Here is a 21,806-nt window from a genome sequence, read left to right on the forward strand (position 1 = left end):
GAGGGGGGGGCGCTCAGGCGAGCTGGCGCTTGGCGAGCGCCGCGAACAGGCCGTCCTTCGCCATGAGCTCGTCGAACGTTCCCTGCTCCTTGAGCTCGCCCTGTTCGAGGTAGCAGATCCGGTCCGCCCCGACGATCGTCGACAGGCGGTGGGCGATGACGATGCGCGTCGCCGCCAGCCGGTTCATGCTCTCCGTGACGATCGCCTGCGTCTTGTTGTCGAGCGCCGAGGTGGCCTCGTCGAGGAACAGGATCCGCGGCTTGTGAACGATGGCCCGGGCGATCATCAGGCGCTGCTTCTGGCCGCCCGAGAAGCCGCCGCCGCCCTCCGAGATGACGGTATGCATCTGCATCGGCATGGCGCGCACGTCGTCGGCGATGCCGGCCTTCTCCGCCGCCTCCCAGGCCTCCGCGACGGTGCGCGACGACGAGCCGACGATGTTGCGGTAGATGTCGGCCGGCAGCAGGCGGCTCTCCTGCAGCACGACGCCCATCTGGGAGCGCACCAGCCGGAGATCGAGCGTCGCCAGATCCTGGCCGTCGTAGTAGACCGATCCGACCTCGGACTTCTCGAAGCCCAGCATCAGCCGCATCAGCGTCGACTTGCCCGAGCCCGAGCCGCCGACCAGCGCGACGAACTCGCCGGGCTTGATCTTGATCGAGACGTCTTTCAGGATCCACGGCCCGTCGGCGGAGTAGCGGAACGAGAGGTGTGAAATCTCGATCCCGCCGGAGAGCGTTCCCGGGTGAACCTTCGACGAGTCGATCTCGGGCGTCGCCTCGAGGATCGGCTTGAGGCGCTCCCAGATCGGCACGATGCGCAGCATCGAAAGCGAGGCGTCGCCCAGCGCCTGCATCGCCGCGAGGAACATGCCGTAGGCGGCCGAGAAGGCGAGGAAGTCGCCGGTGGTCATCTCGAACGGGGTGCCGGACTCGGCCGCTGACTGCTTGAGCGAGACGACGGTGAAGAAGATGATCATCGTCGAGAGCACCGGGAAGCAGGCGTTCCAGACCTGCATGACGTTCTTCACCCGGCCGACGCGGAAGCTCACCTTGCGCTGCTCCGAGAAGGCGGTCGCCCAGACCCGGAAGGCGTGATTCTCGGCGCCGCAGACCCGGAGCTTCGCGACCCCGGAGATCAGCTGGAGGATCAGCCCGGTGATGCGCCCGCGCTTCCTCTGCTCGTCGCGCTGATAGCGCAGCTGCAGGAAGTTCGCGAAGGTGGTGACCAGGACGTAGGTGATGGTGAGGCCGATCGCCACCGCCGCCAGGGTGAAGTCGTAGCCCAGCATCTGGAAGACGTTGAACAGCGAGGAGAAGGAGCCGAGAATGGCGGCGATGCCGGCTCCCGCCACGATGCCGCGCATCTGATCGACGCCCGAAGCGCGATCCGCGAGATCGCCCGCCGAGTAGTCGCGGAAGAAGGTCATCGGCAGATCGAGCAGCCGGTCCCAGACCGCCGACTGGGCGGCGTAGTCCATCTTGCCCTGCATGCGGATGGTGGCGATCGACTGGGTGATCTTGAAGGCGGCCTGCGCCAGGGCCATCAGGAACAGTCCGCCGGCGAACTGGAAGAGCATCCCCTGCTCGGCCTGCGGGATCGCCGTGTCGAACACCTTGCCGGTGAGCAGAGGCGGCACCGTGCCGAGCACGCCGAGCGCGATGCCCATCCAGATCACCGAGCGGAAATCCGCCCCGAGACCGCGGACGGCGAACTTGATCAGCTGCTTCGCGCTCACCGGGCCGTCGGGGAAGCCGGGGTAGAAAGTGGTCGCGAACGACGACAGGGTGCGCGCGAACGCCTCGTCGACCGGTCGACGCGCTCCCGTCACCGGGTCGAGCGCTTCGTACTTCGTCGGGCTCACCGGCAGGAGTGCGATCGGCGCCTTGGTCTCCTCGAGCTGCGCCAGCATCGCGCCCTGGTCGCGCGCCCACCAGTCGTCGACCAGCGCCACCCGGCGCAGGCGCAGCCGCGAGGCGAGACAGACCGAGAGCACGCTGTCGTCGAAGCTCTTCTTCTCCTTGCCTTCCGGGTGGCTCTTGACCGGGACACCCATGTGCCGCCCGATCGCCTGCATGGCGGCGAAGATCGGACCGAGGTCGGACCCCAGGAACGACTGGACGTTCCAGACGCCGGTGCCGCCGAGCACCGAACCGATCGCCCCCATGCCCGCTTCGCGCGCCCGCTCGGTCTCCGCGGCCTTGCTCCTCAGGCGCTGGAACTCGTCGACGTTCGACAGCCGCTTGTTGAGGAACTCCCCCTCGCAGAGCAGGCGGTGGAACGCCTCGAGCCCGGCCCAGGCGCGCGGATCGCCCATCCCTTCGGCCGTCGAGCGCGGGGTGCCGGTGAAGGTGTCGGCGCCGCCGATGAGCTCCATCCAGCTGCCGGGAGCGAACGGAAACAGCACACCCTCGAGCTCCCACGAAGCGCTCGACATGCCATCGAACAGGAACTGCGCCGCCGGCATCTCGACCCAGCAGACGCTGCGCTCGGAGGACACCCGCTTGCCGGACGGGGCTTCGAAAAGCTTCCCGGCCTCGATCGTGACCTCCGGACGCGGCACCTCGAGATCGACGATGAGCCGGCGGGAGAGCGCCTCGATCCAGCGCGCCACCAGCGGTGCGATCCGTTCGCGGTGCCCATCGCGCTCCGCCGCCATGCGCATGAGGCGGGCGGCGGAGAAGTGGCGCAGCTCGGAGCCGGCCTTGCCGGTGGCGAGGAAACCCGACCCCATGCCATAGCGGTCGGTGTCCATGCCGAAGAACAGCCCGCCCGCCTCGACGGTGACGAAATGGGTGCGGGCGCCCGCCGGTTGTCCCTGCTCGAGCGTCACCGTGAAGATCTCGATGCGGCCGGATTCGACCAGGTAGACGGAGTCGGGGTCGGAGAGCACGAAGGGCTTGTTCGCGGCCACGACCACGACCTCGCCCTCGTCCTCGAAGCCTTTCGGCTTCTCGATGTTGCGCACGATCTCGGCGATATCGGCGATCGAGATCGTGCGATCGACCGGCGGCGGCGCCGGTGGCGCCGGGTCGTAGACCGTGGTCATCGGAGCCAGCGGTGGGGGTTCCGGCGGAGCCGGCCGCTCCACGATGACCTCGAACTCGGTCGCGCCGAGACGGAACCTGCCGCCGTCGCCGAGCAGCCGCTCGGCGACGCGCTCGCTGCCGACGAAGACGCCATTGGCGCTGCCGTTGTCGATGACGAAGGCGCCGTCGTCGCGAAGGGCGATGCGCGCGTGGCGGCGCGACATCGCGGCATCGGCCACCGGCAGCGAACACTCCGGCGACCGCCCGACGACGAGCTCGGTGCCGTCGGCGGCGAGCTCGATCTCCCGGCCGACGAGACCGTCGACCGGCGAGGCCGTGACCCGGAGCTTGACCTCAGTGCGTCCGGATGAGGTCGGCATAGGGGCCTTCGAGCTCTTTCATCTCTTCGTGGGTTCCGCGCTGCACGATCTTGCCGCGCGAGAGGACGATGATTTCGTCGCAATCCCGGATCGTCGAAAGCCGGTGCGCAATGATGATGGAGGTGCAGCCGCGGCGCCGCAGGCTGTCGTCGATCACCGCCTCGGTGGCCGGATCGAGCGCCGAGGTCGCCTCGTCGAAGATGAGAATGGTGGGGTTTCCCACCATCGCGCGCGCGATCTCGAGGCGCTGGCGCTGGCCGCCGGAGAAGTTGCCGCCGCCTTCGTCGACGCGCGCGTTGTAGCCGCCCTCGCGGGTCTCGATCACGTCGGCGATCGCCGCGTCGCGGCAGGCTTCGGTCAGCCGGCCGGCGGGGACCGTCGAATCCCACATCGTGATGTTCTCGCGCAGGACGCCGTCGAAGAGGAAGATCTCCTGATCGACCATGCCGATCGAGTTCGCCAGCAGGCGCCGCGGAATGCGGTCGCGGGGGACGCCGTCGAACAGAATCTCGCCCTTCCAAGGCTGATAGAGACCCGAGACGAGCTTCGCCACGGTCGATTTTCCCGAGCCCGAGCCGCCCACCAGGGCGACCCGCTTGCCGGGCTCGATCGTGAGCTCGAAATCCTCGATCAGCGGCTTCTCGAGCGGGCTGTAGCCGAAGGTGATGCCGCGGAGCTCGATCCTGCCCTGCAGCTTGAGGCGCCGGTCGTCTGGGCTGGCGTCGGCGGGGGACCCTGACTCTCTCGAGTACAGCGGATCCTGCGGGTAGCGCAGCACGTCGTCGAGCCGGTTCAGGTCGGCCTCGAGCTCCTGGAGGGTCGACCCGAAGGTGACGAACGAGTTGAGCGGTTTCACGAAACCGCTGGTCAGCGCCTGGTAGGCGACCAGGAGACCCACCGTCAGCACGCCGTCCATCACCTTGAGGCCGCCGAAGAGCAGCACCGATGCGGTGACGAGCGTTCCCACCACCGTCGGCACCACCGAGACCATGTCGCTGATCTGGCGCAGCTGCTGCTCGGCGCGCAGGGCCTTCGCCTGGTAGCCGGCCCAGCGCGAGAAGAACTCGTTCTCGCCGCCGGTCGCCTTGAGCGTCTCCATCATCCGCAGGCCGCCCATCGAGGTGCCCTGGAGCCGCCCCTTGTCGGTCATGAGCTTGCGGCTGGCGTCGGTGCGCACGCGGGCGACGACCTTGATCGCCACGACGTTGGCGAGCGCCACGCCGATCACGATGAGCGTCAGCCCGACGTCGTAGCGGAACATCAACGCGGCGTAGAAGACGACCATGAAGCAGTCGATCGCCGTGGTCGCGAGCTTGCCCGAGACCACCCCGGCGACCTTGTCGTTGATGCCGACGCGCGATCCGACCTCGCCCGCGAAGCGCTGCGCGAAGTAGCCCACCGGCAGCCGCAGGATGTGCTGGAAGAAGGTCGCCGAGGTCGCGAGCGCGAGCTTCGTCTCGAGGCGCAGCAGGTAGTGGCGCTGCAACCAGGTGAGCGCCCCCTGCAGCAGCAGGGTGATCGCCATGCCGAGCATCAGCGGCTGGATGATGGTGGCCCGGTTCGCTACCAGGACCTCGTCGACGAAGATGCGCGAATAGGTCGGGATGACCAGCCCCGGAACGACCAGGAACAGCCCGCAGACGAGCACATAGGCGAGCGCCACCTCCGAGCCGCGCAGGCGCCGGCGCAGCGCCCCCGCGAGGCTCGGCTTCTCGCCGCCGGGCTTGAACTCGGGCGTTTTCTTGAAGGTCAGGACGACGCCCGAGAAGGAGGCGTCGAGCTCCTCGAGCGTGACCTGGCGCGGCCCCTGCGCCGGGTCGTTGAGACAGGCCTTGCCCTTCTTGAACCCTTCGAGGACGACGAAATGGTTGGCGTTCCAGAACAGGATCGCCGGGTAGTCGAGCTCGTAGAGGCTCTCGAGCTCGAACTTGAAGCCCTTGGCCTCGAGACCGAACTTGCGGGCCGCCTTGAGGACGTTGTTCGCCTTCGAGCCGTCGCGCGACACGCCGCACTCGACGCGGCACTCTTCGAGCGGAACGATGCGCCCGAAGTAGCCGAGGATCATGCAGAGCGAGGCGGCGCCGCACTCCACTGCCTCCATCTGGAGGACGGTCGGCGTTCGCTGTCGCTTGGACTTCGGCGACCGGGGGCTGTACTTACCCGGCTTCTCGGGCTTGGACTCGCTGGTCGAAGCCATCGCTCAGGAGAGTCCGAGCGCCTTCTTCACCGTCGGGATGACATAGGAGATCGGCTTCCTCGTCTCGACGACGACCTGGATGGTGCAGTCGGTGCCGCTGCCGACCTCGAGCGGGGGACCGGCGGACGACGTCCAGCGGAACCCCGAGGGCGTTTCCGCGGGCAGCGGCTCGATCACCACCTGGAACGGGTTGAGGTCGATGTACTGCCGGGCCAAGGCGTCGTTCGCGACGATGCGTTGAATCTCCTCCGGCGTGAGAGGCAGAGTCGAGACCGAGATGACCTTGCCGAGCAGAAAGCCGTAGTCCTCGACGCGCACGAACGAAGGGGAGATCCGCACGTCGAGACCGTTCAGGACCTTCTTGCCGGCGGCGAGCGGCACGAAACCGATCACCCGCATGGGATCCTGGGTGGATTCGAGCGACAGCAGCGCGTCCCCGGGTCGCACGGACTGTCCGATGCCGGCACGCACCGCGACCACCCTGCCGGGGAACGGCGAGCGCACGACCGCGTCGTTCGCGAGCCGCGACTCGAGCTCGCGAACCTCGAGTCGCTTGTCCTCCACCCGGAGGCCGCGATCGCCGGTGCCGATCATGCTCTGCGCGAGGGAGTTCTGGAGGCTCGTGATCTGCTGGTCGATGGCGGCGACCGACGCCGAGGTCAGGAGTCCGCGATCGACGAGCTTCTGTTTCTGCGCGCGATCGGCTTCGAGGCGGGCGATCTGGCCGCGCAGCCGGCCCTGGATCGAGGCCGTCTGCGAGCCGGAGGAGCTGGTCTGCTGCTCGAGCCCGGCCAGGAGCTCGCGGGCCGAAATCAACCGGGCTTCGACGTCCGGCATCGAGAGGCGCGCGACCACCGTGCCGGTTTCGATGACGTCGCCGGTCTTGACCTCCATCGACTGGATCGTGCCGCCGGCGAGGATCTGGACCTCCCGCACCGCCTCGCCGCGCACCATGAAGCCCCGCCCGTCGACCTTCACCGGCATCGGAAAGGTCACGCTCCAGACGATCGCCGCGAGGATGATGGCGCCGATCGCCGCGACCGCCACCCATCCCATCGGCGACGTGACGCGCATCATCATGTCGAGCTGCTCGGGCGACGACAGCTTCTCGACCGAGGCCTTGCGCAGCAGATTTTCCGGGCCTTGCATCGCTCTCTCCTCGCTCCGGTCGTCTCTCTGCTCAGCGCAGTGGCGAATCGAGCGGCAGCAGCCGCGCCGCGCGGACGTCGCCCTCGGCCGGCAGGTCGAGCAGGCGTCCGGCGGAGAAGCGCAAACGGGTCAGGAGCGACAGGACTTCGCGTTCGGATGCCACCAGGTCGAGTCCGGCCCGCGTCAGCTCCTGCTCGGTGATCAACGTGTCGAGCACGGTGAGGTCGCCCGCCTGGTAGCGGGTCATGGTCGCTTCCGCGGTCTCCTCGATTCGCAGGCGGGCTTCGCGCCGCGCGGCGAGCTCCGCCCGGGCGGCGGCCAGAGTCGAGAGCTCCTCGAGGACCTGGAGACGGATCGAGCGCTTGAGCTCGGTCGCGTCGATTTCGCTCGAGGTCGTCGCCGAGCGCGCCTGGAGGAGCCGCCCCTGCGCCACGTTGTTGCCGATCGGCAGGCGGAAGCGCAGCGCGATGCCGTAGGACGGGCCCGACCAGGGTTCGCCGAACGCGTCGCCGAAGCCCTCCGGCTCGTAGAAGCGGGTGTCGTAGGTCTCGTGGTAGGCGTTGTACGAGGCGTTCAGGCGCAGATCGACCTGTGGCCGGAGGTCGAGCTCGGCCGCCGCTGCGAGCGTCGATTCCGCCTCGACGCGCTTGGCCGCCGCCGCGACGTCGGCGCGCTCGGCGAGCGCCAGTTGGACCAACGCCTCGGCGTCGAGCGCCGCCTCGATCGCCTGGTCGAGGAACTGCGCGAAGTCGGTGCCGGGATCCAGGACGTCGAGCTCCGAGGCGAAGGCGCCGATCTCGAGCGCGAGCGCGGCCCGGGCCTCGGAGAGCGCCCGCCGCGCCGAGGCCACCGAAGACTCGGTGGCGGCGCGCTGGGCGCGATTGAACTCGATGTCGAGGCGCGCGATCTGCTCGCCCTCGATCAGCTGCTGCGTCGCGTCGAGCAGCCGGTCCTGCTGCGAGAGAGAGACTTCGAACAGAGCGAGACGGCGCTTGGCGGCGACCACGTCCCAGAAGGCTTCGAGGGCGACCGCTGCCCGCTCGGCAGCGGCGTGACGGTAGAGCGAGCGGGCGGAAGCCTCCGCCAGTTCCGCCGCGACGAGGGGCGCGGCGTACGAGGCGCGCCCGCCGCCGCGTCCGAGCGGAATCTCCAGCGAGACGCCGCCCGTCACCCGGAACTGGTTGGCGACGAACGAATCGCCGAACTCGGGATCGAGCGGCTTATCGGTGAAGTTGTCCTCGGTGCTGGCGAGCGAAAGGCTCGAGATCAACGCGGTCCCGTTCTGGAACGGGATGCGGTAGTCGACCCCGGTGTCGAGGAGGATCGTCTCGCGATCGCGCGGCAGGTCGCCGATGTTGTCGCGCTGGATGCGGAGCGCCGTCGCCGTCCCGGTCAGAATGTCCGAAACCAGGCGGATCTGATCGGCTGCCGTGGCGCGCAGGGAGTCGGCGAAGAGCTGGATCCGGCCGTTCAGCCCTTCGAGCCCGACGAACGCCTCGGCGAGGTCGACCGCGGAGAAGAGTGTCGGGCCGACGGCGAGCGCCGGATCCAGGACACCGAGGAGATTGCCGTTGTCGTCGAGGCAGAGCAGGGTTTGCGCGCCGTCGACCACGATGTAGGTCGCCGCACCGATGCAGCTCGAAGGGTTCATGAGGCTCACGTCGGTCGGGATGGCCGCGCGCAGACGGCGCGCGGCCTCGTCGAGCGCCGGGGGAGGGATCTCGAGCTGCAACCGGCGATCGACCTCGGACTTGAGGCGGCTGCCGACGAGCTCCTCCTCGGCGTAGTCGACGCGAAAGTCGGCGAGCAGGGAGGGATCGAAGATCGATTCCGCCTCGGTCACGATCGCGGAGCGCCGCGCCACGTCCTGCTCGGCCTGCGCCAGGTCCGGATTGTCGGCGATCGCACGCCGCACCGCCTCTTCCGCCGTGAGGAGCGTCGCCTGGCCTCGCAGCGGTGCGCCGGATCCCAGGGCGAGCAGCCCGAGCAGGGCGAGCAGAGGGACCGCCATCGCGTTCATTTGGAAACGGTTCGTTCTGCTCACGGCTGGCTTCCAGCGGCGATCGAGCCCGGCAGGGTGACCAGCGCTTCGGGCGCGAACCGCCCACCGTCCGCATTCCAGTCGATCAGCGTTCCGGTTTCGAAACGCAGCCGCGCCAGCAGGAGAGCGACCTGTTGTTGACCGGCGATGACCGCCAGATCCGAGCCCGTCTTCTGCTGCTCGGTGAGGATGGCGTCGATCAAGGTCGAGGCTCCGAGCCCCAGCTTCTCGAACTCGGCGTCGACCGTCGCCTGGAAGTGGCCGGCGGCCGCCTCCGCAGCCGCGAGGCCGGCCGAGGCCTCCTCGAGGGAGCGGAGGATCTCGACGACGGCGATGCGGATCCGCCGATCGAGATCGATGGCGGAGATCTCCCGCTGTCGCACCAGGGCCTCGTTCTGCGCGTACCGGCCCTCCTGGCCGTTGTTGCCGATGCTCTTGTCGAAGGCGAGCGCGAAGCTGCCGTTGGGGCCCGTCCAGCGATCGACGGCGTTGCCGAAGCTCTCCTCGCCGATCGCCGCGGTCGAGAGCGACAGCGCCAGGTCGAGGCGGGAGGCGAGATCGCGACGCGCCGCTTCGGCCAGGACCTTGCCCGATGCCACCAGCTCGTGTGTCGCCTGACGATCGGCGCGCAGGTCGAGCGCCTGAGTGGAGAGAGCTGTTGCGTCGAGCGCCCGGATCTGCTCCGGCGTCGGCGTGATCGGGAACGGGCCCTCGGCGAGCGGGGCGTTGGCCACGCCGTCGACGTCGAGCCCCATGGCGCGGGCCAGCCCGAGGCGGGCGGTGACGAGATCCCGCCGCGCCCCCTCGAGCTGCGCGCGCGCATTCGCCTGCGAGGCGGCGGAGCGCGCGGATTCGACCCGCGGCAGAGCGTCGCCCTCGATCAGCTGAGCGGTGAGGTTGCCGATCCGGGTCTGCAGCTCGAGCGAGCGCTCGAGCACCGCGACGCGCTGCTGCGCGCTGTAGAGCTGCCAGTAGGCGAAGGCGGTCGAGAGCGTCGAGGTCGACGAACCGTGGCGCAGGACGAGCTCCGAGGCGGCGAGGTCGATCTGCGCCGCCTTCTCGAAGGCGCCTGCCGATTCGATGCCGCGACCGCGCAGCAGGGGCAGGTTGACATCGAAGCCGATCTCGGTGCGATAGAGATCGAGGATGTTCTTGCCGCCGAAATTGACGAAGCGCCGCAGCTGCGTGCCGTACTCGGTGGTGACCGGCAGACCGTTCTCGTCGACGCGGTCGACGAAGTAGCCGTTGCGCCGCCCGGCGAACTGGTTGTGGTCGTAGCCCGCGGTCATGTACGGAGTGAGGGTGATGCCGGAGCGGAAGTACTTCGAAAGGGAGAGATCGAAGCGGCCGCTGGCGATCTCCTCCTCCTCCGGCGCCGGTCCGAGATTCGCCACGTCCTCGTTCAACTCGACGCAGCCGTTGGCGAGGTCGGTCACGCCTTCGGTCGCCGCGTCGATCGCCCGGGTGAGGAGATTCGATCGCGCCTCGGCGAGCAGCCCGCGCTGGGTGGCGTTGTCTTCGGCGGCGATGATGGCGTCGAGGAAGTCGACCTGCTGCTGGACGTCGTTGGGCAGCGTCGCCGCCGGATCGCCGCCCGCGAAGCGCTGCAGATTCTCGAGCTCGCCGCGCTGGCGGATCTCCTCTGCACAGGTGAAGTCCCTGTGCGCGGCAAGGTCCGTGCGCTTCTCCTTCTCGCGCTCGAGCGTCGAGTCGCGAACCCGCTGCTGCCGATAGTCGTAGGAGAGATCGATGTTCAGGTTCCAGTCGAACGCGCCGGTGTTCTCCTGCAGGATGCCGCGCTGGCGCTCGACATCCTGGGCGTCGAGCATCAGGTTCGGGTCGTTCTCGAGCGTCAGCCGCACCGCTTCGACGAGATTGATCTGGCCCTCGCCGTAGTTGAAGCGCGGCGGCTGGTAGCCATCGGAGCCAGCGGAGCCAGCGGCGAGCGCCAGGGTGGCCGCCCCCGCGGCGCAGACGAGAGAGGTTCCTACAGCCCGGCCGAGCCGCTTCCCGAAGAAGTTCATCGTTTTCCTCCTCGTCGCCGGTTCGGCGACGCGTGGACATTGTTGGTTGCGGTGCGAAGGTTACGTTCGCCCGGTCGCTGCGTCAAGCGCATCAACTGAGCCCGCCGGGGGAGACCCGGACGCCCGGCGAGGGGCTCCCGAGCCGCTTGGTCGAGCCGCGCGTCTCGCCGACGAACTCGGCGATCGGCGCGATCCAGCGCAGGATGAAGCGGACCATGTTCGGATAGCTCACCGGCGTGACGAAGGTCGCGCGCTCGACACCGCCCTCCGCCAGGCGGCGGAGCGATTCGCGGTAGAGCGGCACGATGCGCCCGCGGCGCGACAGGTCCTTGCGCAGGAAGCTGCAGGTGAAGCGGACGGTGCCGGGCGCGACGACGTGATTGAGCACCCAGCCGACGACCTCGCCGCGGTAGCGGGCCCCGATCGACGACAGCGGATCGAATCCGGCGGCTTCGAAGCGCCAGGGTGCCAGGGCGGGGGTGATCCAGGGCGCCGCCTCGTGGCTGCTGCGGATCCGGTCCCGCGAGGCCGCATCGAGATCGCGCCAGGGGAAGAGCTCGAGGCGCCCCGCGAGCGCGCCCATGCGGCGCTCGCTGAAGAGATCCGAAGCGAGGGCGGCCTCGGGAGGGAAGCGAACCGAGAGTGTCCGGGCCCGGGGCGCTTCCCAGCCGCGCTTCTCGAGGACCCGCTCGAGCGCCGGGATCGAAGGCCGGCCGGCGGTGTAAACGGTCGCGATCGCCGTCGCGCCGCGCCGGACGAGCTCGCGCTCGAGCGCCGCGAGGAGGGCGGTCGCCACACCGGCACAGCGCGCGGCGGGCCGGACGAAGAGCGAGAGCAGCTCCGGGCGCCGGTCGGTGTCGGATGGCTGGGATGGCCGGGAGGCCTGCGGGGCATCGTCCGCAGCGAGCGGCAGCTCGGCCAGCGCCAGGCCCGCCAGGCGGTCGCCGCTCCGCGCGACCACGGCGACCGGCTGCACCAGCCGGACGTCGCCCTGCTCGGGATGGCGGCTGACCGGCGCCAGCCCGAGGAGCGGGCGGTAGATCGGAAAGGTCATCTCGTCGAGGCCGGGCGGAAGCTCCCGTCCGGCCTCGAGCGTCACGAATTCGAGGTCCCTGCTCATCGGGCGTTCCCTTTCTCCTGTGCGGCGCGCTGCTGCGCTTCCGACGGCAGCTCGAGGGCCAGCGGATCGAGTACGGCCGGGTCGCCGCTCGCGGCGGCGAAGAGACCCAGCCAGGCCACTCCCGCGACGCCGCGGAAGAGACCCGCTTCGACCTCGGGTCGCGCCCGGGACGAGCCGGGTAGGCTGAGCGGCCTGGCGAGCAGCGCTTCGCGTCCCGAGCGGCTCGCGGCGCGGGCGTCCTCGCGGCCGAGCCGGACTCCGACCCCTTCGAGGATCGCGAGCCTTCCGGCGGCGCCGCAGCAGAGGTGGTCGAAGTCGCCCATCCCGGCGCGCCGCGTCGCCGAGATGGCGCGATCGACGTCGCCGTCGAAGCGCTCGTTGCGCAGCTTCGGCGCGAGGAGCGCGCGCCCGAGCGCGATCCCCGCACCGCCGTGACAGTAGGCGGTCATCGCCACCCGGCGCTCTTCGCCCTCGCCGACCCCCGGACGAACCAGCGGCCAGTCGCCGAGCCGCGCGTCGAATCGACCGCGCTCGAAGGCGAGCGCGCCGGCGACCGCCTCGGCGAAGCGTGCCTCACCGGTGGCCTCCCAGAGCGCGGAGAGCGCGCGCGCGATCCCGGTGGAGCCGTGCGCGAAGCCGGTGAGGGCCGGCTCTCCGGCCTTCGCGCGCCAGACGATTCCACCGCCCGGCGAAGGTGCCCCGGCCGCGAGCAGGTGGTCACCGAGCTCGGCGGCGCGCTCTCGCCAGCCCGCCTCTCCCGTCGCTTCGGCGAACGCGAGCAGCGCGAGGAGGGCGCCCGCGGTGCCGCCGTGGAGGTCGTGCACCGCCGGGGAGGTCGCCCCGGGTCGCCCGATCCGCTCGGCAAAGCGGCGTGCCCGGTCGAGCCACGCAGCCGACTCCTCGCTCTCCCCGCTCTCAGCACGCCGCAGGGAGGAGAGCGCCACCAGGCCCCAGACGACGGATCCGGCCCCCTCCAGGCCGCCGATCGGGAGCTCGGCAAGGTGGGAGTCGTCCGCAAAGCGATCCAGCGCGGCTGCGAGCTCCTCACCGACGGCGACGTAACGGTCGCCGCCATCGAGCCGATCGGCCAGCGCCAGGACGAGCGCCCGGCCGAGCGCGCCGTCGTAGAGCGCCAGGTCGCGCAGGCGGCGGTCGAACGAGGCGGGTCTCTCCGCCGCGCGCGCGGGCCCGAAAGCCGCCCGATCGCGCTCGAAGGCCGCCAATCGGTCGGCGAGCGCGAGCGCGCGGCCCGGAACGTCCGGGCCCGGCGCCGGCGCGAGCGAGATCCGCGGGCCGGCCGGCGGCGACAGGGCCGCCGCGAGCGCATCGCCTCGACGGACGATCTCCTCCGGGGAGAGGGCGGCAAGGCGGCTGGCGATCGCGTCGCGCGTCGTACGAAGGATCAGCCCCGCCGCGCGCCCGCCTGGCACTTCGACGACGAGTCGATCGGCGCCGACTTCGAAGCGCGGCACGTCGAGCGCTTCGAGCATCGCCCGCTCGGCGACGACCAGCGGCCAGGCCTGGGGGATGCGCTCCGCGGTCGCGAACGGGCGCGCCAGCGCTTCGAGCAGAATCCCGGGCGACGTCCCTTCGCGCTGCCAGCGCGGGGTCTTCAGGAGGTCGAGAACCGAGGCGTACTCCTGGCTCGGCCGAAAGAGGAGACGGGTCGAAACGCCGGCGAGCTCGGCCAGCGGCCCGTCTTCGGCCAGGAGCTCGTCCCGGCAGACCAGCAGCCGTTCCCAGGTTCGCCGGTGCCCGACAGCGAGCGCCGCAGCGTGGTCCTCGGGTGCGAGCTGGCGCCCGGCCCCGGATGAACCCCCGGAGAGGGTCGGCGCATTCGGCAGCGGGGAGGTGAAGATCTCGCCAGCGACCGGCGCGATGTCGTCACCGCCCGGATCGCGCCAACCGAGCGCCTGCGCGGTCACCGCGCGCGGTTCGACCGGGTGCAGGCCTGCCCAGTTTGCGATCCGGCCGCCGGCGCCGCCCTTGCCGCCACCGGCGCCACCGGCGCGCAGCAGACCGCCGGCGAAGCGTTGTCGGGCGTCGACCCCGGGGCGATCGGGCTGCGCCATCATCTCCGCGTCGACGACCACCGGTCCGCCGCGCCCGGCGACCAGATTCTCTGCGTGCAGGTCTTCGGCGCCGAGCAGCTCGGCCAGGGCGACGAGCGCTCCGGCGCGACGGAACCAGCCCTCGGCCGCCGCTTCGTCGGCCAGCTCCTCGGCCTCGATCCACTCCATCCAGCCATGGGTTGCGAAGTCGAGGGCGGGTGCCGCCGGCGGCAACTCTTCGAAACCCCTCGCCGCGAGCCGCGAGAGGAGGCGCTCCCAGGCGACCTCGATCGCCAGCGAGCGCGGTTTGACGACCAGGTCGGTTCGATCGGCGAAGCGGACGCGGAAGATCCCGCGGCCGCCGTGGTGCCGGTCCGACCGCGGCTGCGTCACCGCGACGACCGGCCCCGGATCGCGCCCCGCGGCAAAGCGGTCCGCGAGGGCGTTGCGGTCGCGCACGATGCGCTGCGCGAGCTCGACGAGCGCAGCGATCCAGGTGTCGACGAGCCGGGCGATCTGGCGCAGCGCGACCGGGAACTCGACCGCGAGCTCGAGCAGGCCCGAGGCGAGCTCCGAATCGACATAGCGGCGGTACGCTCCGGGAGCTTCGTCGCCCTCCGAGAGAGCGCGGAATCGCAGGTAACGCCCGTGCGCGGCGCGCGCACCGGCGGCCGCGATCTCCGTGGCGAGCCCTTCGGCGAGCGTGGCGAGATCGCGCCGCGGAACCGTGGCGGCGTCGATCTCTGCCGACACCTCGGCGAGCGCCGCCTCGACGAGCGGGGTCCACAGCTCGGCGAAGGGAACCGCGGCGAGCTCGAGCCCGGTAGCCGGGCTGTGCCTTCGGCGCGCTTCGGGGCGGCAGTCTTCGCCGAGCGAGAAACGTCGCGCTGCGACGGCGAGCCAGTCGGGCAGGGTCTCCCCGGTGAAGCGAGTGACGCTCCGGGCGGGGCCCAGCGCCCGCGTCGCCAGCGCGAGGTCGAGCCCGTCCCACGAGAGCCGGCGCTCGAGCGCCGCGAGATCGCCACCCGAGAAGGCACGCGCCCAACCGGAGAGAAGATCGGCCTCGGGCTCGAGCCGGGGAGCCGTCTCGGTGTGCGCTCGGTCGAGACGCTCGGCCAGCGTCAGGGCGCGCTCGGCGATCTGCGCGAGACGAGCGGCGGTGGAGTCGAAACGGGCCGGCGGGAGGGGGGTCGATGCCGGCAAGGGGATGTCGGGTGGAGAGTGGAGCGGAGAGTCGTCGGGAGGTCGTGCTCGAAGTCGAAAGAGGCGCCGGGCACCCCGTCCGAACCGAACGGGGTGCCGGGTCGCCGAAACGACTAGAACAGGCTGGCGTTGATCTCGACGACGGTGTTCATCGCGCCGTCGCTGTCGCCGCAGTTGGCGTCGCCCTTGACGGTCGAACCGCCGGCGACCTTCTCGAGATCCTCGTCGGCGAGCTCGGCGCCGGCCGCGACCGCGTGCGGAACGATGACGTAGATCGTGTTGGCGTTCTCTTCGACGGCCTTGATCGTGACGTTGTCGGGCACCGTCATGTTGAACTGCTTCTCGATCACCGACTTCGGGTTCTTGAGCAGCGCCGAGCGGTAGTCCGAGTTCGTCGCGGCGAACTTCTCGAGCAGGTCCTGCATCTCACCACGAGTCATCTTCATTTTGCTTCTCCCCTGTGTTGCGTGCATTCCTGTCCCGACCGGGCTCCGTTCCCGGATGGCTGCCACGCCGACGACCGGCGTAGCTCGCTCTCCTCGGTCTTGTCCAGCCTATCTAGCAGGCCCCGTGCCATCTCGTGACGCCGGGGTCAAGTTCATGAAACAAAAGGCGATGGCCCCTGGAGGCCGGAATCCTGGAAGGGCTGGATTCCGGCCGGGGCAAGATTGAGTCGCGCCCCGGCGCGACTCGCGGGGGAGTCGGGTTCGGGGTGCCGGGTTTCAGAAGCAGAGATCGCAAGCGGCATCGGGTTCGAGCGCGATCCGTTCCTTGAGATCGGCGATATCGAGCGGCACGAACGCCCGGCGATAGGACTCGGTGCCGACCACGAGCGGCGGATCCATGGCCAGACGCGCGCGCAACAGCTCCTCGAGCCGCGCGACTCCGGCGCGCGCCCGCTGGTGGACGTCGCGCCAGCCTTCGCGAAAGGCGACGATGGCGGCGGGCGAGGCGGTGCGCGGGTCGATGAAGGCGCGACGGGTGCGCTGGATCGCGCCGCGCGACACCACCCGGCGCTCGCCGCGCAGGGCGAGCTCGGCGTCGGAGAATCGCGCCAGCCACTTCGGATCGAATCGACCCGGGAGGCCGGAGAGGTCGAGGGCGCGATCGAAGAGCGTGTACTCGTAGTCCACCATGGTGAGCCGTTCGGTGCCTCCCTGGCGGGTCAGGAAGGCGTTCCTGGGCCGCAGGTCGGCATTGGCGAGCAGCAGCGCCGAGGCGCCATGGCGCCCGATCTCGTAGGCGAGCTCGGCACCGGGCACCTCCGCCGCGAGCTTCTCGCCGGTCACCGCGCGCGAGAGCAGCAGGGTCTCGGCGCCGGGTTGCACTTCGACGCGATTGGTCTCGATTCCGAGCTCGGCGTGCAGCGGCCGTGCGATCGCTTCGATCCAGGCCGCCTCGGGGTGGCGAAAGCGCTTGAGATAGAGCTCTTCGCTGAAACCCTCGTCCCACATCACTTCCGCTTTCGCGACCAGGTTGTAGCGGCCCTGGAGCGTGTCCGGGAGCAGGCGGAGCGCGATCACGCTGCCCACGAGACCGCCCAGCCGGACGCGCCGGCCCGCCGCCGCGAGCGGCTTCACTTCGCCGCGCTCGAGGCCTTCGGCCCAGGCCAGATCCTCGAACCTCGGGATCGTTCCGGGGCCGGTTCCGCCGGTCCGCAGCGCGGAGAGCCCGAGGGCACGGGGCGCCTGGATATCGTTGGCGACCGAGTCGCCGATCATCATCGCCTCTTGCGCGCCGACGCCGAGGGCGCTCAACGCCGCGCGATAGCTCGCCTCCACCGGCTTCTTCACCCCGAGGTCACAGGAGAAGAGGGCCTGGTCGAACGACTCGGCGAGCGCGAAACGGTCGAACGGCGCGCGGTACGGGCTCGCCGAGTTCGTCAGCAGGGCGAGACCGAACCCTCGCCGGCGGAGGAACCCCAGAATCGACCGCGCCGAGGGCTCCACCCGCGCCAGAGCGATCTCGCGGTCGAGGAGCGCGAGGGCGCGCGAGCGCGCCTCACCCCGGTCGAGGTCCGGCCGAGGCGCAAAGCGCTCGAAGATCGCATCGACGAAAGCTTCGCGCGAGGCGTAGGCGCGAACCACCAGCACGTCGCGCAGGAACTCGATCCACTCCCTGCGCGGGGCGGTGATCAGGCGCGCGATCTCGCGCTGGAACGGCCGTTCGTCGAGGTGAATCAGGGTGCCGTAGAGATCGAACACCAGCGCCCGGACAGCACCCGAGGGCGTCGCACTCGAGGCGGCACTCGAGGCGGAACTCAAGGTTTCGGCTCCCCGGTCGGCCGGGGTTGCAGGCGATGGTGGTGCAGGAAACCCATGAAGCGCTTGTAGTCGGTGGCGGGGATCGCCCACAGCTCGAGGAGCCTGCGGTAGCTGCCACCGGAGTCGTTCAGGCCCATGGTCAGCAGCTGGCGAATGTCGCTGCGCGACAGGTCGCGGTCGAGAAACGGCGCGTGGACGAGCGCCCAGAAGTCGGCGTTGCCGCGCGACAGGCGCAGGTGGATCGCCGCCACGTGATCCTCGCGCGCACTCATCTGATGCTCGAGGCGATCGACGAAGTCGAGCGGCTCGATCCGGCTCGCTTCCGCGAGCGCGTAGCCGGTGGCCACGACGCTGATGAGCTCGCGAACGTTGCCCGGCCAGCGATAGCCCTCCATCAGGCGGAGCGATTCGTCGGAGAACTGACGGGCCGTGCCGTAGCGGCAGGCCAGCCGATCGAGCGCCCACTCGATCAGGAGCAGCCAGTCGTCGCCGCGCTCGCGCAGGGCGGGCGGCTCGATCATGAAGTAGCGCAGGCGGAAGAGCAGATCGTTGCGAAACCGCTCCGAGCTCACCATCTCGTTGAGGGAGCGGTTGGTGGCGGACACGATGCGGACGCTCGTCTTGCGCGCGACTTCGGAGCCCAGAGGCCGGAACTCGCCGGTGCCGATGGCGCGCAGCAGCATCACCTGCGCGTTCATCGCGAGATCGCCGATCTCGTCGAGGAACACCACGCCGCCATCGGCCGTTTCGAAGCAGCCGCGGTGGTCGCTGACGGCGCCAGTGAAGCTTCCCTTGCGGTGCCCGAAGAGCTCCGAGACGGTGAGGTTGCCCTCCTGGAACTGCGGGCAGTTCACCGAGACGAAGGGATGGGAAGAGCGATTGCCGAGCAGATGGATCGCCTGCGCCAGCGACTCCTTGCCGACGCCGCTCTCGCCGTAGACCAGGACCGGATCGTCGTAGCGCGCCACCTTCGCGACTTTCTTGAGCGTCTCTTCGAGGCGCGGCGACCGGCCGACGATCTCGATCGCGCGCTCCGGGCCCGACCGCCTGACCGACAACTCGCGGATCTCCAAGGCGGCCGGCGAGAAGAGGCGCTCGCTGCGGCGGCTGGGATCGATCCTGGCGGAACGGCTCATGGCATCTCCGATCGATCGCACGAGAATTCCGACCCGACTCGAAGTGGTGTCGGTCCCGGAATCTGGAGCACGGCTGGCGTCACTGGCGTCGAATGCTCGGGGAATCTACAATCCCCACTCGATATGGTCAAATCTCCGAGCAAGCCCGACGGTTCCGGCGGCGGACGCAGCGCACATCTGCGCGACTATGCCGCCGGCGCGATCATCGTCCAGGAAGGCGCCGCCGGTTCCGAGATGTTCATCATCGATGACGGCGAGGTCGAGATCGTGCGGTTTCTCGGCGACAGCGAGCGGATCGTGACGACGCTCGGCCCCGGCGACTTCTTCGGCGAGATGTCGGTGCTCGAGAGTCGGCCGAGAAGCGCCACGGCGCGGGCCAGGGTCGCGTGCCGGCTGCTGCCGATCGACGCCTCGACTCTCGATGCCCTCCTGCGCGAGCACCCCGAGGTCGCCGTGCGCATGATGCGCAAGCTCTCGGCGCGCCTGCGCAAGTACGAAGAGGAGGAAGAGCGCGCCGCGCGGGTGGGGATGGAGCGCCTGCAGCCGCCGCCGCAGGTGCCGGCACCGGCGGCCGATGGGCGGCCGCGCGGCGCGGCCGAGACGCCGTACGCGGGGATTCGCGCTCCCGGTCCGGCCCCGGCGGCGGCGCCCGTGCCTGCCGCGGGCGCGCGGCTCGAACACGCCTCGGGTTGGTCGATCGCGATCGTGCCCGGCGCCACGCTGGTGATCGGCCGACCCGACCCGGTGACCGGCGCGGTGCCGGAGATCGACCTCGGCGCTCTCGACACCGAACGCACGCTCTCGCGCCGGCACGCTCGACTCATCGGGCGCGACGGCGGCTACTTCCTGCGCGAGGAGATCGGTACTTCGAACGGCACCTGGGTCGGAGGGGTGCGGCTCGCTTCCGGCGTCGAGCACCCGCTCGCCGACCGGGATCGCCTGCGGTTCGGCAGGCTCGATTTTCTCTTCCGGCTCGGCGGACCGGCCTGAGATGGCGTTTGCCGTTCAGACGAGCGAGGAGGGCGGTGTCGTCGTGCTCGCGCTGTCGGGCCAGCTCGATTCGCGGACCGCGCCGGCGCTCGAACGCGAGACTGCAAAGGCGCTCGGCAAGGAGTGCCACGCCCTGCTGTTCGACCTCACCGCGCTCGACTTCGTCGCCAGCGCGGGCCTGCGGGTCGTGATCATGGTCGGCAAGCGGCTGGCCGCGGACGGCGGCGCGATCGCGCTCTGCGGTCTCAATGCGAGTGTGCGCGAGGTCTTCGACATCGCCGGTTTCTCGGGTCTCTTTCCGATTCTTCCCGATCGCGCCCGGGCGGTCGCGGCACTGGCCGGACGCGCGCGGCTCGGTGGCATCGGCCGCATGGCGGATCGCCTCCTGCACCGCCGCGGTGAGCCGGCAGGTCCGCCGCTGCTGGCCCAGCGATCCGCGGCCGATCCGGAGCTCGTCGCGCTGGCCGCCGAGATCCTCCGTCGCGGCGCCGCACCCCCGAAGTGAGGTGGCGCGTGGCGCGAGCGCGCCTCCGGGGTTCCTGAAGCTCCCGTCGGGCGCGCCTCAGGCGCGCGTCAGGCAGAGAATGGTCAGATCGTCGTCGAAGCCGTGATCGCCGACGAAGGCGCGCGCCGCGACCAGCAGCGCGTTCATCGCCTGCCCCGGATCGTCGCTCGAGAGACGGCGCATCGTTTCTATGATGCGCGCGTTGCCGAACCGCTGCAGGCCGTGGTTGGCCGCTTCGGTGAGTCCGTCGGTGGCGAACAGCATGAGGTCGCCGGGGGACATCGTCCAGGAGGCTGCCGGAGCGAGCAGCGGCCGGCTGACTCCCAGCGCGCTCGCGGACGGGAGCTTGAGCTCGCCGACCCGGCCGTCGCGGTGGCGCACGATCGGCAGCAGGTGCCCGGCGTTGGCGATCTCCAGGCAACCCGTCTCGGGATCGAGCACCGCGAAGCTCGCGGTGACGAACATGCCCTCGTCGTTCTCGGCGAACACCAGCTGGTTGAGCTCTTCGAGCACGGACGAGGGATGCTCGTCGCGTGCCGCGGCCGCGCGGAGCACGCTGGTCAGGCGCGCCATCAGCAGCGCCCCCGAGACCCCCTTGCCCGAGACGTCGCCGATGGCGAGCCCGATCCGGCCGCTCGCGAGCGGGAAGAAGTCGTAGAGGTCGCCGCCGACCTCGGCCGCGGGCGAATACTCGACCGCCAGGCCGTAGCCCGGCACTTCGGGTGGCGTCTGCGGCAGAAAACTGCGTTGCAGACGCCGCGCGAGCGCGAGATCGTGCTCGAAGATGTCGCGCGCGACGAGCTTCTCGTGCAGTCGCGAGTGCTCCATCGCGAGCGCGATCGGGCCGGCGACGCCCGACAGGAGGTCGAGGTCGTCGGCGGTGAATCCTCGCCGCTCCTCGGTGTTGTCGACCTGCAGGACACCGACCAGCCGATCCTCGACGAGCAAGGGAAGACAGGCGACCGCGCGCAGGTTGAGGTGGCGGACGGAGATCGCCACTTCGAACCCTGCTTCGGCGCCGACGTCGACCGAAACCAGGGGCTCCCGGCGGCGGATGACCGCGTCGATGAGCGTTCGGCTGGCGGGAATCTCCTCGACCGCGCCGCTGCGGGTCCGGGCGCCGATCGAGTGGAGCTCGCCGCTCTCGGGGTCGCGCCGCAGAATGAAGGCCCGCCCCGCCTGCGGCAGCACCGCCATCGCCTTCTCCAGCAGGGCGTCGAAGAGCTCGCGCTCGTTCAGGGTCTGAGTGAGAACGACTCCCGCCTGTCGGAAGAAGTCGAGCTTGCGGCGCAGGCGCTCGATCTCGTCGGCCGGCGGGCCGATCTTGTGCAGCTCCGCGAGGGGGATGACCACGGGCAGCGGTCCGGATCCGCGCACCGCTTCCCGGATCGACATGGTGTGCGAACGCGTGCCGTCGAGTTTCGGCGAGTCGCCGTCACGGAACTCGAAAACGGCCGTGCCGATGCGCACTTCGTCACCACTCACGAGGGGAGCCGGCTTCGCGAGTGCCTCGCCGTTCAGGAAGGTTCCGTTGCCGCTGCCCAGATCGGCGAGAAAACAACGTTCGTCGGAGACCGAGATCTGTGCGTGTCGCCTCGACACCGAGGCTTCGGGCAGCACCACGTCGCACTGCTGACCGCGGCCGAGAATCACCGAGCGGGTGAAGGTGAAGCGCTGGCCCTTGCGCGGCGCGGATTGATGGATGAGGATCGGCATC

At 70.2% G+C, this 21,806-nt stretch carries 13 protein-coding genes; 2 read left to right on the forward strand and 11 right to left on the reverse strand.

What is annotated here, in order from left to right:
• Positions 1-13: 13 nt before the first annotated feature.
• The 10 genes from KBI44_10635 to KBI44_10680 form a co-directional block, all read right to left on the reverse strand.
• On the reverse strand, positions 14-3,409 hold the full coding sequence (locus KBI44_10635) for an NHLP bacteriocin export ABC transporter permease/ATPase subunit (GenBank protein ID MBP9144929.1): 3,396 nt from the start codon (positions 3,407-3,409) through the stop codon (positions 14-16).
• Positions 3,384-5,606 (reverse strand): NHLP family bacteriocin export ABC transporter peptidase/permease/ATPase subunit, encoded by a 2,223-nt coding sequence (locus KBI44_10640; protein ID MBP9144930.1) that lies wholly within the window; start codon positions 5,604-5,606, stop codon positions 3,384-3,386. The genes KBI44_10635 and KBI44_10640 overlap by 26 nt, the downstream gene beginning before the upstream one ends.
• Before the next feature lie 3 nt (positions 5,607-5,609).
• Entirely contained in the window at positions 5,610-6,755 is a 1,146-nt protein-coding gene (locus tag KBI44_10645) for an NHLP bacteriocin system secretion protein (GenBank protein MBP9144931.1), read from the reverse strand.
• Positions 6,756-6,786: 31 nt separating this feature from the next.
• Positions 6,787-8,775, reverse strand: a complete 1,989-nt coding sequence (locus KBI44_10650; GenBank protein MBP9144932.1) for a TolC family protein — start codon at positions 8,773-8,775, stop codon at positions 6,787-6,789.
• Positions 8,776-8,795: 20 nt separating this feature from the next.
• Positions 8,796-10,820, reverse strand: a complete 2,025-nt coding sequence (locus tag KBI44_10655; GenBank protein MBP9144933.1) for a TolC family protein — start codon at positions 10,818-10,820, stop codon at positions 8,796-8,798.
• 91 nt (positions 10,821-10,911) lie between these two features.
• Positions 10,912-11,940: a GNAT family N-acetyltransferase gene (locus KBI44_10660; GenBank protein ID MBP9144934.1), complete on the reverse strand. Its 1,029-nt coding sequence runs from the start codon at positions 11,938-11,940 to the stop codon at positions 10,912-10,914.
• Positions 11,937-15,194, reverse strand: coding sequence for a type 2 lantipeptide synthetase LanM (gene lanM / locus KBI44_10665; protein MBP9144935.1), 3,258 nt, complete (start codon positions 15,192-15,194; stop codon positions 11,937-11,939). Before lanM ends, KBI44_10660 begins: the two co-directional genes overlap by 4 nt.
• A gap of 113 nt (positions 15,195-15,307) precedes the next feature.
• Positions 15,308-15,640 (reverse strand): NHLP leader peptide family RiPP precursor, encoded by a 333-nt coding sequence (locus KBI44_10670; protein MBP9144936.1) that lies wholly within the window; start codon positions 15,638-15,640, stop codon positions 15,308-15,310.
• A 276-nt stretch (positions 15,641-15,916) separates the two neighbouring features.
• Positions 15,917-17,458 carry an HAD family hydrolase gene (locus KBI44_10675; GenBank protein MBP9144937.1) on the reverse strand — a complete coding sequence of 514 codons (1,542 nt, stop codon included), beginning with the start codon at positions 17,456-17,458 and terminating at the stop codon, positions 15,917-15,919.
• A complete protein-coding gene (locus tag KBI44_10680; protein MBP9144938.1) occupies positions 17,455-18,594 on the reverse strand; it encodes a sigma-54-dependent Fis family transcriptional regulator in 1,140 nt (379 codons plus the stop codon). The genes KBI44_10675 and KBI44_10680 overlap by 4 nt, the downstream gene beginning before the upstream one ends.
• Before the next feature lie 123 nt (positions 18,595-18,717).
• On the opposite strand from KBI44_10680, the gene KBI44_10685 reads away from it, so the two are divergent.
• The gene (locus KBI44_10685; GenBank protein ID MBP9144939.1) at positions 18,718-19,584 is read left to right on the forward strand and encodes a cyclic nucleotide-binding domain-containing protein; all 867 of its coding nucleotides are present in this window, start codon (positions 18,718-18,720) and stop codon (positions 19,582-19,584) included.
• Position 19,585: 1 nt separating this feature from the next.
• A complete protein-coding gene (locus KBI44_10690) occupies positions 19,586-20,089 on the forward strand; it encodes an STAS domain-containing protein (protein ID MBP9144940.1) in 504 nt (167 codons plus the stop codon).
• 57 nt (positions 20,090-20,146) lie between these two features.
• Here KBI44_10690 and KBI44_10695 read toward each other — a convergent pair whose 3' ends face one another.
• The gene (locus KBI44_10695) at positions 20,147-21,805 is read right to left on the reverse strand and encodes a SpoIIE family protein phosphatase (protein MBP9144941.1); all 1,659 of its coding nucleotides are present in this window, start codon (positions 21,803-21,805) and stop codon (positions 20,147-20,149) included.
• Position 21,806: the final 1 nt, after the last annotated feature.

It is taken from the genome of Thermoanaerobaculia bacterium, from assembly GCA_018057705.1.
In the GTDB taxonomy this organism is placed as follows: domain Bacteria; phylum Acidobacteriota; class Thermoanaerobaculia; order Multivoradales; family JAGPDF01; genus JAGPDF01.